A 15260-nucleotide genomic window follows, 5' to 3' on the forward strand; every position below is an offset into this window, starting at 1 on the left:
TTTTATCTCAACGTTTAAAATGCAATTGCATTAAAAACGATACTAGCCAATAATTTGTAGCTTAGCAAAACGTAATAATAATTTCTTTACCCCACCAAACTGAAAATCTATTTCTGCTTTTTTATCTCCACCTTTACCTTCTATTTTAAGCACTTCTCCTTTACCAAACTTTAAATGTTTTACAATATTACCTACAGCTAGTTCTCCATCAAATAAATTAGCACCAGTTGGTGGCTTTATTTCTGAAGCTTTTTTCATTTTTTTTGGTGCGCTTATTTCAAAACCAGGTGTTTTTTTTGGTGCTAACTTAGTTCCTTTCTTTTGCATTTTTGGTTGAATCGGCTTTTTAAATCTTACTTTGTTTGGTGGTGTATCTCCAAAAATATCTGCAGATAGCATTGGGTTAATACGACGCTCTTCTATTGGTGTTTTAATATCTAAATATTGGTCATCTATTTCTTCTATAAAGCGACTAGGCTCTGAGTCTACTAGCTTTCCCCAACGGTATCTTGATAATGCATACGTTAAATAAGCTTGCTTTTCTGCTCGCGTTAGTGCAACATAAAACAAACGTCTTTCTTCTTCTAGCTCGGTACGAGTATTCATACTCATAGCACTTGGAAATAAATCCTCTTCTAAACCAACCACAAATACATGGTTAAACTCTAATCCTTTTGCTAAGTGAATTGTCATTAAAGCAACATGGTCTGTGTCTCCTTTATCGGAATCTAAGTCGGTAGATAAGGCTACATCTTCTAAAAACTCTGCTAAAGAATCGGAAGCATCAGCTATTTCAATTTGCCCTTCAACAAAGTCTTTTATACCATTTAACAGTTCTTCCACATTTTCTAAACGTGTAACGCCTTCTGGTGTACCATCCTTATTAAATTCGCGCATTAAGCCACTCGTTTTGGTAACATGTTCTGCCAAATCAAACGCATTGGCGGTCTCATTCATTACCTGATAGCTTTTAATTAAAGTTACAAAGTCGCGAAGCTTTGTTTTTGTTCCACCATTAATCTTTATATCTACATTATCTATATTTTCTAGTAATTGAAAAATAGTTTTTCCGTAATGATTTGCAGCCACAACTAATTTGTCTAAAGTTGTTTGCCCTATTCCTCTAGCTGGATAATTAATGACTCGTTTTAATGCTTCTTCGTCTGCTGGGTTAAGAATTAATCTTAAATAAGCCGTAACATCTTTTATTTCTTTACGCTGATAAAAGGATAACCCTCCATAAATACGATATGGTATTTCTCTTTTACGTAGGGCGTCTTCCATAGCACGAGATTGTGCATTGGTACGATATAGTATTGCAAAATCACTATTTTGCAACTGATTATTCATTTTAGTTTCAAAAATGGTACTAGCTACATAACGTCCTTCATCTCCATCTGTTAGCGAACGGTGCACAGTTACCTTTTCTCCTTCTTCGTTAGCAGTCCAAACGACCTTATCTAGCTTTGTTTGGTTATGGTCTATTACAGAATTTGCTGCATTAACTATATTTTTCGTTGAACGATAGTTTTGTTCTAACCTAAATAGTTTCACTCCATCGTAGTCTTTCTGGAAGTTTAATATATTATTAATATTTGCGCCACGAAATGCATAAATACTTTGCGCATCGTCTCCTACTACACATATATTTTGAAAACGATCGGCTAAGGCTCTAACAATTAAATATTGAGAGTGGTTAGTATCTTGGTACTCATCTACCATAATGTAGCGAAATCTGTTTTGATACTGTGCTAAAACTTGAGGAAAACGCGTTAATAACTCATTAGTTCTAAGCAATAAATCATCAAAATCCATTGCTCCAGCTTTAAAACAACGATCTACATATTCTTTATAGATCTCACCCATTCTTGGTCGGCGTGCCATAGCATCTGCCTCCATTAATTCTGGATTTTTAAAATAGGCTTTTACAGTAATTAAGCTGTTTTTATAGGATGAGATTCTACTATAAACTTGCTTAGTTTTATAAACATCTTTATCTAAGCCCATCTCTTTAATTATAGACCCCATTAATCGCTGAGAATCTTGTGTATCGTATATAGTAAAGTTACTAGGAAACCCTAAATGATGCCCTTCAAAACGTAAAATCTTTGCAAATACAGAGTGAAACGTTCCCATCCATAAATTCTTTGCTTCGCTATTTCCTACAATTTGAGCTATACGCTCTTTCATTTCACGAGCAGCTTTATTAGTAAAGGTTAATGCAAGTATATTAAAGGCATCAACACCTTGACTCATTAAATAAGCAATACGATACGTAAGCACACGTGTTTTTCCAGATCCTGCACCTGCAATAATAATCATAGGGCCCTCTTTCTGAACTGTAGGTGCGTATTGTGCTTCGTTTAACTGACTTAAATATTTTTCCAAAATTCTCTAAATTTTTAAGCTGTAAAAATAAGTATTGTCTCTCGTTAAACGACTCCGTTTTATTAATAATTATAAACAATTGCAAGGATTTACTTTAGTTTCTAAAAAGGATTAAAACTAACAATACATCATGGGAAAGCCAAAAACAATATTAATTCTAAGGCATGCCGAAAAACCAAAAACTAAAAGTGATGAATATCTTTCTATTAAAGGTCATGAAAGAGCCGCTGCTTTAGCTTATTACATGCCTAATGCTTTTGGGCATATAGATCATATTTTCGCAGCAGGAATAGGTAAACACAGTAATAGCCATAGACCCGTAGATACTGTAAAGCCTCTTGCTAATATTTTAGGGTTAAAAGTGCATCAAAACTATTTAAAAGAGGATTACAAGGACATGATTGAGGATATTTTTTCTAAACCAGAAAAATACACAAATGAGCAAATAGTAGTGTGTTGGCAACATACAGATATAGAATCTATAGCTAATGCTTTTGGTGCAACTAATACACCAACTGCACCATGGCCAAAAGATTGTTTCGATTTGGTTTGGAAATTAACTTTACAAAATAATGGCAGTTACCATTTAAATCAAATACCTCAACTTTTATTACACGGAGATAAAAAGAATACTATAGGTAATGCACCAACTCTATTAACAGAAAACTCACCAATATGCAAAACGCTACAGAGTGTTACTAAAGAACAGGTATGCTCTAATTTATATTGGACAACGCCTGCTCGGCCTACAGGGTATGAAGTAGTTACTCCTGTTTTTACTGTACCTAATACCGTTTTACCTAATGGAAAAAATCAAATTATTTATATAGGTGAAGGGTATGCTTTAACAAATAGTATTATTGAAGATGCTAAAATAGCTGGTGTATTAAATGTCGCCTACGATCTAGATGATAATACTACTGTATTACAAGGCAGTCCTATTACAAAAAATGGGATTACTTATTTACCTATGCAATTTGATAAAGTCGGCTTAATTGATGGCCCTGGAAATGAAATTACTACATTGATTGCTGCTTTATATGCCGCAGATCAATTATTAGAATTCCCTTCTTTAGAAGAGCAACAAACCATTCCAAAAATGGTTAATTTCTATCAACAAGGAAATTTATTAATTCATTGTTACGATGGTGGCAGCCGTTCTGTTACAGTAACCGCGCTTTATATATATTATAAGTTTAGCCCTAAAAACAACGGGGTTCCACTAACTTTTGAAGATATATACAGCCAGCTTATATGCTATCGTTGGACAGCAGGAGCGCCTAACGGACACCCAACAGAAGGCATTTGCGATGCAGCATATAAAGTTTTAGACACCTACTCTGAATTATTTCCAGAACCTATTTTAAAAGATTAATCCATAAATATAAAAAAGCCGTCAATTAGTTTTTATAAAAGAGAAGATTATGTTTATTTTTGGACAAAACGATTTTGGAAATGGATACAATTCTTACTTTTTTATCAACTATTTCATGGTGGCTTTGGATTATTATTGTTTTAGCAATTATAGCTCTACGAGATATTATTCAGAAAAAACACACCATTAGTCATAACTTCCCTGTAGTAGGGCATATTCGTTATCTATTTGAGAGTATAGGACCAGAAATACGTCAGTACTTTGTTGCTAATAACAGAGAAGAATTACCTTTTAATCGTATAGAACGTGGTTGGATTTATGCTTCTGCAAAAAAAGAAAACAACTATGAAGGTTTTGGAACAGATAGAGATATTTACGCTCATCAGCATATTTTTATTAATAATGCAATGCTTCCGTATAAAATAGAAAAAGACCACCCCAATACAATAGACAAAAGTTTTTTACCATGTGCAAAAGTTATTGGCGAATATAACAACCGTAAACGTCCATTTAGGCCAGCTTCTGTAATTAATGTATCTGCCATGAGTTTTGGTTCTTTATCTGCTAGAGCTATAGACTCTTTAAATAAAGGAGTACACATGGCTGGTGCCTACCATAATACAGGCGAAGGTGGTTTATCGCCTTACCACAGTAATGGTGGTGATGTAATTTTTCATTTTGGAACAGGCTATTTTGGTGTTCGTGCGGAAGATGGTGGCTTTTCTATGGAAAAAATGATACAATTAGTTGAAAACAATCCTTTTATTCGCGCTATTGAAGTTAAATTATCTCAAGGGGCTAAACCTGGAAAAGGAGGTGTATTACCTGGGTCTAAAATAACTCCAGAAATTGCAAAAATTAGAGGTGTAGAAGTTGGTAAAGATGTACTTTCTCCTCCAAACCATAAAGCATTTTCTAACGTCCCTGAATTAGTTGATTTTGTTGAACGCATAGCAGATGCAACAGGGCTTCCTGTGGGAATAAAAGCTGCTATTGGTAAATTAGAACAATGGGAAGAGCTTGCAGATATTATGCTAAAAACAGGTAAAGGCCCCGATTTTATTACAGTAGATGGTGGCGAAGGTGGTACTGGTGCTGCGCCTCCAAGTTTTGCAGACCATGTTTCATTACCATGGGTTTATGGATTTAGTGATATTTACCGCTTATTTCAATCTAAAGGATTAAACGAACGTATTGTATTTATTGGTAGTGGAAAATTAGGATTTCCTGCTAAAGCTGCTATGGCTTTTGCAATGGGTGTAGATTGTATTAATGTTGCTCGTGAAGCCATGATGAGTATTGGTTGTATACAAGCACAAGTATGCCATACTAACAGATGCCCCGCAGGAGTTGCTACGCAAAGTAAATGGTTACAGCGTGGTATTGACCCGACATTAAAATCTGTTAGGTTAGCGCAATATTTTAAAACCTTTAGAAAAGAGTTTATAGAAATAACACATGCTGCTGGTTACGAACATCCGTGCCAATTAAAAATGAGTGATATTGAATTAAATATTGATGCACATAAACTCTCTACAGAATTAGATAAAACTTATTTATACGAAAAAACACCAGTTCCATTTACAGGTATGCAATCATTAAAAAACTGCAACTATCTTGGAGCTTCAAAAGCGATGAAAGCTTAAATAAAGCGTCTCTTTTTTATACTTAATTTTTCAAAAAAACTTGTTTTCTTGTACAATAAAAGAAAACAAGTTATGTTTGCTCTTTAAACTTACTTGTACATGAATGCCGACAGAATTATTGACCTTTTATTAAATATTTTACCAGCTGTTATTGTTGGACTTGCTGCTTATTTCTTTTTTAAAGAACATGTTAACAATGAAGACCGTAGAAGAAATTACTTATTACGCAAAGATTTAGAGGTTACAGCACTTCCTACGCGTTTACAAGCATACGAGCGCATGACATTATTTTTAGAGCGTATTACACCTAGTAAATTATTAATTAGAGTATCTCCTATATCATCAGACAAAGAACAATACGAGTCTTTACTTATAAAAAGTATAGAGCAAGAGTTTGAGCATAACTTATCGCAACAAATATATATTACAGACGAATGTTGGAATATTATAAACGCTTCTAAAAATGCTACAATTCAACTTATTAGAAAAGCGAGTATGTTAGAAAAAACAGACACAGCGAATAAATTACGCGAAGTTCTTTTAACGGAGATGATGGAAAAACAAGCCCCTAGTGATGCAGCCTTATCTTATATTAAAAAAGAGGTTAGAGACATCTGTTAGTATCTAACGTTTACTGTAGAATTTAAAGGAAATTCTTTATTATGCTTTTTCTGGGCATAAAGAAACCCTTCTAACCACCATTTTTCCATTAATCTTTTATTAAAAACTAAGGAGTTTTCTGTTAGTTTTGTTGGTGTATAGTAAATATTTAATTTTACATTTCTATGTCTTGCTGCTAGTTTACCTATAGCAATATCTCCTTTTTCAACTTGATCTATTAAGTGTCCAAAAAGGTTTATTAGTAATGAAAAAGGATTTTTACCAAGAACTTTATTGTATTCTAAATTTTCACTTTCCAGCACAATAGCATCTATTTCTGTTGCCCCTCTTTGTATAGCCTCTCGAATAGGAATAACACAACCTAACCCACCATCTGCATACTCAAAACCATCTTTTTTAGCTAAAGACATAAACGGAATATAATTGCAGGATATCCAAATCCACTCACAGAACTCCTCGTAGCTATAATCATTTATAGACTTATATTCTGTTCTGTTTTTAGATAAATTGGTAACCGTAACAACAACATCAGCTTTTGTTGCTCTAATTAAATCGTATTCTTCTTTTGTAAATTGCTTTCTTATATGGCGCTTTAAGTTTTTGCTTTCTCCAAACGTCCTTTTACGCTTAATAAATTGTAATAAGGTATTGAAATAATTTATTCCAACAAATTCTCTATCGCCTTTCTTTTTAACAACAAAGGGGTTAATACTAAAAATAGTATTCTGGTTTACACTAGTATAAATGTCGTAAAGTTTCCCAATATTATTTACAGCCAAATGTGGAGCAAGCAAGCTTCCTGTAGAGGTTCCTAAAAACATATCGTAGTTTTTACCTTCCTGCTCTATAAGATATTGGGCAACACCTCCTGCAAAAGCACCTTTGCTCCCACCACCAGACATTACTAATGCTTTCATTATATTAATTTATCTTTCTTGTTACACAAAAGTAACAATCTTACTGTATTATTGTTATTCCTTTTTGTTTAATAATTCTTTAGCGAATTTTTTAAACCTCCAATTATGATGGGTAGTTGCTTGTTTAAGGTTTTTAGCACATTCTTCATTACAAGCTCTAATTGCATTTAAGAACTCAAAGGCTAGCTGCCTAACCTCGAAAGTATATTCTGGCTTGGTGTAATTAACAAGTTCTTTATAAAATATTCTTTTATCTGCATCAGAATAGGCTTCTGTTATTAATGCTAAAAACAGCCATAGTTGCCTTACATTTTTATCATTAAAACCAATAATATGCTTTGTTTTTTCTAAATACTCTTTTGTGTTTTCTGGAAAACTATTAATTAGGTTATACAAAGCAGATTCTACTGTTACGTAAGATTTATCGTTTAACAAACTTTCATATTCCTGTTTTAGTGACCATGGAACTTTTCTTAAATTTACAGCAATGGCTTGTCTTACTTTTACACTATTTTTAAAATCTTTTGCTTGGATTCTGTTTGGCATTTGCTCTATGACTTTTATTTTAGAAGCGTCAAAAATCCAAGACGTTAAATATTCTGAACATTTAGAGCTATAAGCTTCGCAATTAATCTGTAAATAACCGTTTATCATTTCAGAATTAGATACGAGTTGCTCTTCTACCTCATCATAATAAAAATGTGCATCTTCCAACCATTGCTTAAAAAAAGTAGTTAAATCTTCTCCTGAAGCTTTTTCAACTGCCACTATAAAATCTTGAGAACTTACATTTTTGTATTTAAATTGTTCCAAATAGCTTTTTACCCCTTTTTTAAAAGCCGCATCACCTATTTTTTCTTGTAGCATAAACAACAACAAAGCACCTTTTTTATAAAACGTTGTACTGCTAGATTTTGGGTTTAATAGCGCTGTGTGCTGTCCTTCCTGCTCTTGTCTTGTTAACTCTTGTGCATACTCGTATAATCTCCAATAATAGTAGTGCGCTCCAAACACCTCTCGCTCTGCTAATAACGCATAATATGTTGCAAAACCTTCTTGTAACCAATGGTGTGCTCCTGAAGTTTCTGTTACTAAATCGCCAAACCATTGGTGTGCTAATTCGTGAGCATTTACATTTACATAGTTTTTATCTACAAACGCTATACTATCTACTACAAAACTATCTGAAAAAATAGTCGCGCTTGTATTCTCCATGCCAGAATACAAAAAATCTTTTACAGGTATTTGCTTATAATTTTGCCATGGATACTTTACACCTATTTCTTTTTCTAAAAAGTTAAAAATTGCTTTAGTGTAACGGTATGTTGGTTCTACTTTAGCCGAATCTTCTGGGTAATAATATAACTCTAAAGGAATTCCACTTAAAGACTGTTCTACTTTTTTGTTGTATTTTCCAATTGCCAATGCTACTAAATAACTAGACATTGGTTTTTTCATCTCGTAAATCCATGTTGTTTTATTAGCCTTTTCAATTTTATCTTCAAGTTTACCATTTGCAATAACCTGATAATTATTATCGAAAGTGATTGCTAAATCAAATTCAATTTTATCATTCATATCATCTATACTTGGTAACCAATGGCTTGTATATTTTCCTTGCCCTTGTGTCCAAACTTGATTTCTTCCAGAAGTATCCCAATCAATAAAATATAGCGCCTTTTTGGGTTTAACTTTATACTTAAAGACTAACTCATGGTGCTTAGAAGCTTTAAAATCGTTTATAATCCAAAGTTTTTTACCATCATTAACAGTTTTTACTTCTGCTTCATTTAACACTATCGAATCGAATTCCATTCCTACAGCATCTATGTATATAGAGTCTGTAGCTTTTAATATGTTAAACTCGACTTGTACTATTCCTGAAACTTCTTTTATTTCTGGTTTTATATTAAGCGCCGCGTTAATAGAAGTGTAGTCTACAGAATTAGTTTGCTGTGCTTTTACAAAAAGGCTAGTAAGAAAAAAAAAGGCTAAAATATATTTCATAATAAATCCCAATCAAAGGCTAAGCCAAAATACAATTTTTTGTAATTTCTACAGAGAATACACTTTTATTATTGCTAAGAATATTACGATTTAATCCATTAAACTTAAATATTCATTTTTTTAACAGTTCCTCTTAAATAATTGCCTTTCAACGAAATATTATAATACATCTATTAAAATAACTACTTTTGCACAAAAATTAACATCCAATAAAAACAAGATGAAAACATTTTTAGTCCCAATTAGTTCTCTAAAAGAAAAGATGTCTACTATTATTTACGCTATAGACTTTGCAAAAGCTGTAGGCGCAGAAATGATTTATGGTATTCAAATAAATGAAATACAAGAAGACGATCATTTAGAGGAGCTTGTAGCTCATGCAAAAAAGCAAGAAATAGATATTAACTTCCGTTCTTTACCTACAGATGAGAACATTATTGATTTTGTTAAATCATTTTCAAAAGATTTTAATATCGATTTAGTTATTGCATCTGCAAGAACACCAAAAACTAACGAAAAGTTATTTTTAGATAATTTATCTGGTAGTATTGTCCGCAAAACAGATATGCCAGTGTTATTAATTCCAGAGAACTATAAATTTAAAGCAATTAAAACTGTTTTAACTGCTGTTAAGTCTGGTGTTATAAAAATGAAAGGCGCTCTTAAACCTTTAGAGGCTACATTAGAAGCTTTAGAGGCTCGTATGACCTTATTACAAGTTAAAACACCTACATTTTTACCAGAAGATTTAATGTTCGATAAAGATTTAGCAGCCGTAACATCTAAATATTACTCTTCTGAAAACGCCACATTATTCCAAGGAGTTTTAGAATACATTCATGTTGTAGAACCAGAATTACTTTGCGTATTTAGACGTAAGCGTGGTTTCTTTAAACAATTATGGGATGACGCAATCCACGATAATGGTGTTAGAAAATCTGATTTTGAAAGTAGAATACCTTTATTAGTCCTTAAAGGGGAACAGTAAGATACAACCTTAATACTATGAAAAAAGATCGCTTTATGGCGGTCTTTTTTGTTATCGTTAATTTCGCTTTTACTTTAACTACAAATATCTTAATTTCGTAGATTATGGCTACCAATCTACAAACACCAATAGACTACTTAAAGGGTGTTGGACCAAATCGTGCCGATTTGCTCCGCAAAGAATTGGGCATACATACCTATCAAGATTTAATAAACTTATTTCCTAATCGCTATTTAGACCGCACAACGTATTTTAAGATAAACCAATTGCAGCGAAATAGTGCCGAAGTACAAATTATAGGAAAAATTATAAAGTTCCAGGAAATCGCTCAAAAACGAGGTAAACGATTAGTGGCTACTTTTCAAGATGAAACTGGGACTATGGAATTGGTTTGGTTTCGAGGACAAAAATGGATTAGAGAAAGTTTAAAATTAAACACACCTTATGTTATTTTTGGAAAAACAAATTGGTTTAATGGCAAGTTTAACATGCCGCATCCCGAAACTGAATCATTAAAAGAGCACGAGAAAAATTTACGCTCATCCATGCAAGCCATTTACCCTTCTACAGAGAAATTATCTAACAAGGGAATTACCAATCGGGTAATGACAAAAATTATGCAAAATTTGTTCCTTGAAACCAATGGAAGATTTGTTGAAACTTTGTCTAAAAATTTGCTATCTGAACTGCATTTAATTTCAAAATCTGAAGCGCTTTTTAACGTCCATTTTCCTAAGAATTCTGAGCTACTTTTTAAGGCTCAATTTAGACTAAAATTTGAAGAATTATTTTATATTCAATTGCAATTAATTCTGAAAAATTTAATTCATAAAACAAAAATAAAAGGCTTTCCTTTTGATTCTATCGGAACGCATTTTAATACCTTTTACAAAAACAATTTACCCTTTGAATTAACCAATGCACAAAAACGTGTGTTGAAAGAAATCAGGTACGATTTAGGGCAAAATGCACAAATGAATCGTTTATTACAAGGAGATGTAGGCTCTGGCAAAACTATTGTAGCATTAATGTCAATGCTCATGGCGGTTGACAATGGTTTTCAAGCCTGTTTAATGGCGCCAACTGAAATTTTGTCAGTCCAGCACTATAACGGATTAAATGAACTATGTAAAAACCTGAATATCAACATAAAAATACTCACAGGTTCAAGTAAAACTTCAGAACGAAAAATAATTCATGAAATGCTAGAAAATGGCGAATTAGACATCCTAATTGGCACTCATGCATTAATTGAAGATAAAGTAAAATTCAAGAATTTAGGACTCGCAGTTATCGACGAACAGCATCGTTTTGGTGTTGCTCAACGCTCTAAATTATGGAAAAAAAACAGCCTCCCTCCTCACGTTTTGGTCATGACCGCAACACCAATTCCAAGAACATTAGCTATGTCTGTTTATGGTGATTTAGACATCTCTATAATTGATGAATTACCACCAGGAAGAAAGGCTATAAAAACAGTACATAGATACGACTCCAATCGCCTTAAAGTTTTTCGTTTTGTTCGCGATGAAATTGCTAAAGGAAGACAGGTTTATATTGTCTATCCTTTAATACAAGAAAGCAGCCAAATGGACTACAAAGATTTAATGGATGGCTACGAAAGTATTGCCCGAGATTTTCCTGCACCAGAGTATCAAATTTCTATTGTACATGGCAAGATGAAACCTGCCGATAAGGAGTTCGAAATGCAACGTTTTATTAAGGGGCAAACCCAAATTATGGTAGCTACAACAGTTATAGAAGTTGGTGTAAATGTACCTAATGCTTCGGTCATGATTATTGAAAGTGCCGAACGTTTTGGCTTATCGCAATTACATCAATTAAGAGGCCGAGTTGGACGAGGAGCCGAACAAAGTTTCTGTATTTTAATGACGAGTCATAAACTGTCTGAGAATAGCAAAACTCGCCTAGAAACAATGGTACGAACCAACGATGGTTTCGAAATAGCTGAAGTCGATTTACGTTTACGTGGCCCAGGAGATATTATGGGTACACAACAAAGCGGTGTTTTAAACCTACGCATTGCAGATATTGTAAAAGATAACGATATATTGCAACACGCACGTTACCATGCCAAACAAGTATTAAAAAACGACCCTTCGCTTAGATTACCCGAACACGCCCCTATTTTAGAAACCTATAGACAGATGAGTAAATACAAAAACATCTGGAATTATATAAGTTAATACCTACCTTTACCAAAAATTAAAATTATGCTTCATTTAAAGTTGGAAACAGACCCGCGTTGGGTAAATATAGTAGAGTCTAATATTGAAGAAATTCTTACAGACCACGCTTGGTGCGAGCAAAAAGCGGCGACTAATGCGATAACCATAATTACCAACAATAGCGAACACGAAGAGTTAGTTACCGATTTACTGCTATTAGCACAAGAAGAGCTAGAACATTTCCAAATGGTACACGACATTATAAAAAAAAGAGGGTACAAATTAGGAAGAGAGCGTAAAGACAGTTATGTTAATGAGTTGTATAAGTTTATGAATAAAGGCGGTAATAGAACTCAAAGTTTAGTAGACCGTTTATTGTTCTCGGCTATGATTGAAGCTAGAAGCTGTGAACGCTTTAAGGTATTATCTGAAAACATTAATGATGAAGAATTAGCCACCTTTTACAGAGAATTAATGATTAGCGAGGCTGGACACTACACAACCTTTATTACGTTTGCCAGAAAATATGGTAAAGACATTAATGTAGAACAACGTTGGCAAGAACTTGTTGCCTTTGAAAGTGAAGTTATTAAGCGCTATGGTAAATCTGAAACCATACACGGTTAATCATTCATGAAAGTCGCTAAGTGGATTCTTCCTATTATTATATTTTCTCAGTTTTGCTGTACTTCGCTTTGGTTTGCTAGCAATGCTATTATTAATGATTTAATAAGTAATTTTAATTTAGAAGTACAAGCGTTAGGTAATTTAACCTCAGCCATTCAATTTGGTTTTATTACTGGTACATTAGTTTTTGCCCTACTAACTATAGCTGATCGCTTTTCGCCATCAAAAGTGTTTTTTGTAAGCGCATTAGTAGCTGCCTTATTTAACATTAGCATGTTGTTAAACACCAATACACTATTTAGTTTAGTAGTATTGCGCTTTTTTACAGGTTTTTTTCTAGCAGGAATCTACCCTATAGGCATGAAAATAGCTTCCGATTATTACAACAAAGGTTTAGGGAAATCATTAGGTTTTTTAGTTGGCGCATTGGTCTTGGGTACAGCATTTCCACATTTTTTAAAGGGATTTGTTAATATAATCCCTTGGAAATATGTTATTATAGTTACTTCTATATTAGCAGTTTGTGGAGGCTTATTATTATTTGCTTTTGTACCTAATGGTCCCTACAGAACACCAAGTCAAAAATTAGATTTCTCAGCTCTTTTTAAAGTATTTAAAAAACTTACATTTAGGCAAGCTGCTTTTGGTTATTTTGGACATATGTGGGAACTGTATGCTTTTTGGGCATTTGTTCCTGTAATGCTTTCCAGCTACCAAAAACTACATAACATTGCTAATTTAAATATTCCTTTATTATCGTTTTTAATTATTGCAGTAGGCAGTATCTCTTGTGTTATTGCTGGCTATGTATCCACTCGTTTAGGTACAAAAAAAACAGCTACTATTATATTATTACTCTCTGCTTTATGTTGTTTAATTTCACCGCTTATATTTACAATAACTCCAGTAGTCTTTTTTATTAGTTTTCTATTTTTTTGGGGATTTGTAGTCATTGCAGACTCTCCTTTATTTTCAACATTAGTAGCACAAAACGCTATAACAACACTAAAAGGAACTGCCTTAACAATAGTAAACTGTGTAGGTTTTGCAATAACAATAGTAAGCATTCAACTATTAAGCATTTTAAACACTTACAATCCTTCAATATACAACTATACTATTCTAGCAATTGGGCCTATTTTAGGGCTTATTGTGCTTTTTAAAAGAAAAACGGTATAAAAAATGCTGTTTGTTAATGTTAACAAACAGCATTTAAAATTGTATATGCAACGCACTTATAGCAACTCTAAAATCTGAGCAGCATGGTCTTTTGTTTTTACCTTATCAATAACATGTGTAACAACTCCGTTTTCATCAATTAAAAACGTTTTACGGTGTATACCATCATACTCTCTCCCCATAAATTTCTTCAACCCCCATACACCAAAAGCTTCAATAACTTCTTTTTCTGTGTCGGCTAAAAGCGGATAAGGAAAATCGAACTTATTTTTAAAGTTAGACTGCTTCTTTTCTGTATCTGCACTAACACCTAAAATCTCGAAACCTTTATCTTGCAATACCTTATAATTATCACTCAGGTTACAAGCCTCCGCAGTACAACCTGGAGTATTTGCTTTAGGGTAAAAGAAAACAATTAGTTTTTTTCCTTTATAGTCACTTAAAGAAATTGAGTTCCCGTCTTGATCGTTAACTGTAAAATTAGGAACTGTATCACCTTGTTTTAATGTATTCATAGTTGTAAATTTGATTTTATCAAAAATACGACTAATGACGAAACAAGAAAAGGTAAATTTTGTAATAAAAACGTTAAATGAATTATATCCAGAAATTCCTATTCCTTTAGACCATAAAGACCCTTATACTTTACTTGTTGCCGTTTTACTATCTGCGCAATGTACAGATGTTAGGGTTAACCAAATTACACCACTTCTATTCGCTAAAGCAGATAACCCATATGACATGGTTAAACTCTCTGTAGAAGAAATAAAAGAAATTATAAGACCATGTGGTTTATCTCCTATGAAAAGTAAAGGTATATATGGGCTTTCTCACATTCTAATTGATAAACATGGTGGTAAAGTTCCTCAGAGTTTTGAAGCTTTAGAAGCGCTTCCAGCTGTTGGCCATAAAACGGCAAGTGTTGTTATGTCTCAAGCTTTTGGTGTGCCAGCTTTTCCTGTAGACACACACATACATCGTTTAATGTACCGTTGGAATTTAACTAATAGTAAAAATGTTGCACAGACAGAAAAAGACGCTAAACGTTTGTTTCCAAAAGAGTTATGGAACGACTTACACCTTCAAATTATTTGGTATGGTCGAGAGTATTCGCAAGCACGAGGTTGGGATTTAGAGAAAGATATTATAACTAAAACTATAGGAAGACAAAGTGTTTTAAAAGACTATAAAAAGAATAATTCGTAAGAAATATCCTTATACTACCTAAAACTTGTTTTTAATCGAAAAAATAAGAAATTATTAAAAAAAACATGTGCAGCTTATAGATTAGTGTATATTGTCTTATTGTAATTTTTAATATCT

The 15260-nt window shown here is 33.1% G+C and carries 12 protein-coding genes; 8 read left to right on the forward strand and 4 right to left on the reverse strand.

Annotated elements, in window-relative coordinates:
- Positions 1-42: 42 nt before the first annotated feature.
- Entirely contained in the window at positions 43-2388 is a 2346-nt protein-coding gene (locus ACVC08_RS19285; protein ID WP_452599603.1) for an ATP-dependent helicase, read from the reverse strand.
- 130 nt (positions 2389-2518) lie between these two features.
- Here ACVC08_RS19285 and ACVC08_RS19290 point away from each other — a divergent pair, with 130 nt between their 5' ends.
- From ACVC08_RS19290 to ACVC08_RS19300, 3 genes are all read left to right on the forward strand, one after another.
- Positions 2519-3763: a hypothetical protein gene (locus ACVC08_RS19290; RefSeq protein WP_452603293.1), complete on the forward strand. Its 1245-nt coding sequence runs from the start codon at positions 2519-2521 to the stop codon at positions 3761-3763.
- An 80-nt stretch (positions 3764-3843) separates the two neighbouring features.
- Positions 3844-5409 carry an FMN-binding glutamate synthase family protein gene (locus ACVC08_RS19295; RefSeq protein ID WP_452603294.1) on the forward strand — a complete coding sequence of 522 codons (1566 nt, stop codon included), beginning with the start codon at positions 3844-3846 and terminating at the stop codon, positions 5407-5409.
- A 99-nt stretch (positions 5410-5508) separates the two neighbouring features.
- Positions 5509-6030, forward strand: a complete 522-nt coding sequence (locus ACVC08_RS19300) for a DUF7935 family protein (protein ID WP_452603295.1) — start codon at positions 5509-5511, stop codon at positions 6028-6030.
- Here ACVC08_RS19300 and ACVC08_RS19305 read toward each other — a convergent pair.
- Both ACVC08_RS19305 and ACVC08_RS19310 read right to left on the reverse strand, forming a co-directional pair.
- The gene (locus ACVC08_RS19305) at positions 6027-6947 is read right to left on the reverse strand and encodes a patatin-like phospholipase family protein (protein WP_452596525.1); all 921 of its coding nucleotides are present in this window, start codon (positions 6945-6947) and stop codon (positions 6027-6029) included. The two genes, ACVC08_RS19300 and ACVC08_RS19305, sit on opposite strands and share 4 nt — an antisense overlap.
- Before the next feature lie 54 nt (positions 6948-7001).
- Positions 7002-8954, reverse strand: a complete 1953-nt coding sequence (locus ACVC08_RS19310) for a M1 family metallopeptidase (protein ID WP_452603296.1) — start codon at positions 8952-8954, stop codon at positions 7002-7004.
- Positions 8955-9174: 220 nt separating this feature from the next.
- Here ACVC08_RS19310 and ACVC08_RS19315 point away from each other — a divergent pair, with 220 nt between their 5' ends.
- The 4 genes from ACVC08_RS19315 to ACVC08_RS19330 all read left to right on the forward strand — a co-directional run bounded on the left by ACVC08_RS19315 (position 9175) and on the right by ACVC08_RS19330 (position 13937).
- Positions 9175-9942, forward strand: a complete 768-nt coding sequence (locus tag ACVC08_RS19315; protein WP_452596523.1) for a universal stress protein — start codon at positions 9175-9177, stop codon at positions 9940-9942.
- Between the two features lie 104 nt (positions 9943-10046).
- The gene (recG, locus tag ACVC08_RS19320) at positions 10047-12149 is read left to right on the forward strand and encodes an ATP-dependent DNA helicase RecG (protein WP_452603297.1); all 2103 of its coding nucleotides are present in this window, start codon (positions 10047-10049) and stop codon (positions 12147-12149) included.
- A 27-nt stretch (positions 12150-12176) separates the two neighbouring features.
- Entirely contained in the window at positions 12177-12758 is a 582-nt protein-coding gene (miaE, locus tag ACVC08_RS19325; protein WP_452603298.1) for a tRNA isopentenyl-2-thiomethyl-A-37 hydroxylase MiaE, read from the forward strand.
- Between the two features lie 6 nt (positions 12759-12764).
- Positions 12765-13937: an MFS transporter gene (locus ACVC08_RS19330; RefSeq protein ID WP_452603299.1), complete on the forward strand. Its 1173-nt coding sequence runs from the start codon at positions 12765-12767 to the stop codon at positions 13935-13937.
- 56 nt (positions 13938-13993) lie between these two features.
- Here ACVC08_RS19330 and bcp read toward each other — a convergent pair whose 3' ends face one another.
- Positions 13994-14452, reverse strand: a complete 459-nt coding sequence (gene bcp, locus ACVC08_RS19335) for a thioredoxin-dependent thiol peroxidase (RefSeq protein WP_452603300.1) — start codon at positions 14450-14452, stop codon at positions 13994-13996.
- Between the two features lie 34 nt (positions 14453-14486).
- On the opposite strand from bcp, the gene ACVC08_RS19340 reads away from it, so the two are divergent.
- Positions 14487-15143: an endonuclease III domain-containing protein gene (locus ACVC08_RS19340; protein ID WP_452603301.1), complete on the forward strand. Its 657-nt coding sequence runs from the start codon at positions 14487-14489 to the stop codon at positions 15141-15143.
- Positions 15144-15260 lie beyond the last annotated feature (117 nt).

This window comes from Pontimicrobium sp. MEBiC06410, assembly GCF_053601615.1.

Bases quoted from the DNA above. Each gene is read 5' to 3' on its own strand.
- ACVC08_RS19290 (WP_452603293.1), top strand. From the start codon at position 2,519: ATGGGAAAGCCAAAAACAATATTAATTCTAAGGCATGCCGAAAAACCA.
- ACVC08_RS19295 (WP_452603294.1), top strand. From the start codon at position 3,844: ATGGATACAATTCTTACTTTTTTATCAACTATTTCATGGTGGCTTTGG.
- ACVC08_RS19300 (WP_452603295.1), top strand. From the start codon at position 5,509: ATGAATGCCGACAGAATTATTGACCTTTTATTAAATATTTTACCAGCT.
- ACVC08_RS19305 (WP_452596525.1), bottom strand. From the start codon at position 6,947: ATGAAAGCATTAGTAATGTCTGGTGGTGGGAGCAAAGGTGCTTTTGCA.
- ACVC08_RS19310 (WP_452603296.1), bottom strand. From the start codon at position 8,954: ATGAAATATATTTTAGCCTTTTTTTTTCTTACTAGCCTTTTTGTAAAA.
- ACVC08_RS19315 (WP_452596523.1), top strand. From the start codon at position 9,175: ATGAAAACATTTTTAGTCCCAATTAGTTCTCTAAAAGAAAAGATGTCT.
- recG (WP_452603297.1), top strand. From the start codon at position 10,047: ATGGCTACCAATCTACAAACACCAATAGACTACTTAAAGGGTGTTGGA.
- miaE (WP_452603298.1), top strand. From the start codon at position 12,177: ATGCTTCATTTAAAGTTGGAAACAGACCCGCGTTGGGTAAATATAGTA.
- ACVC08_RS19330 (WP_452603299.1), top strand. From the start codon at position 12,765: ATGAAAGTCGCTAAGTGGATTCTTCCTATTATTATATTTTCTCAGTTT.
- bcp (WP_452603300.1), bottom strand. From the start codon at position 14,452: ATGAATACATTAAAACAAGGTGATACAGTTCCTAATTTTACAGTTAAC.
- ACVC08_RS19340 (WP_452603301.1), top strand. From the start codon at position 14,487: ATGACGAAACAAGAAAAGGTAAATTTTGTAATAAAAACGTTAAATGAA.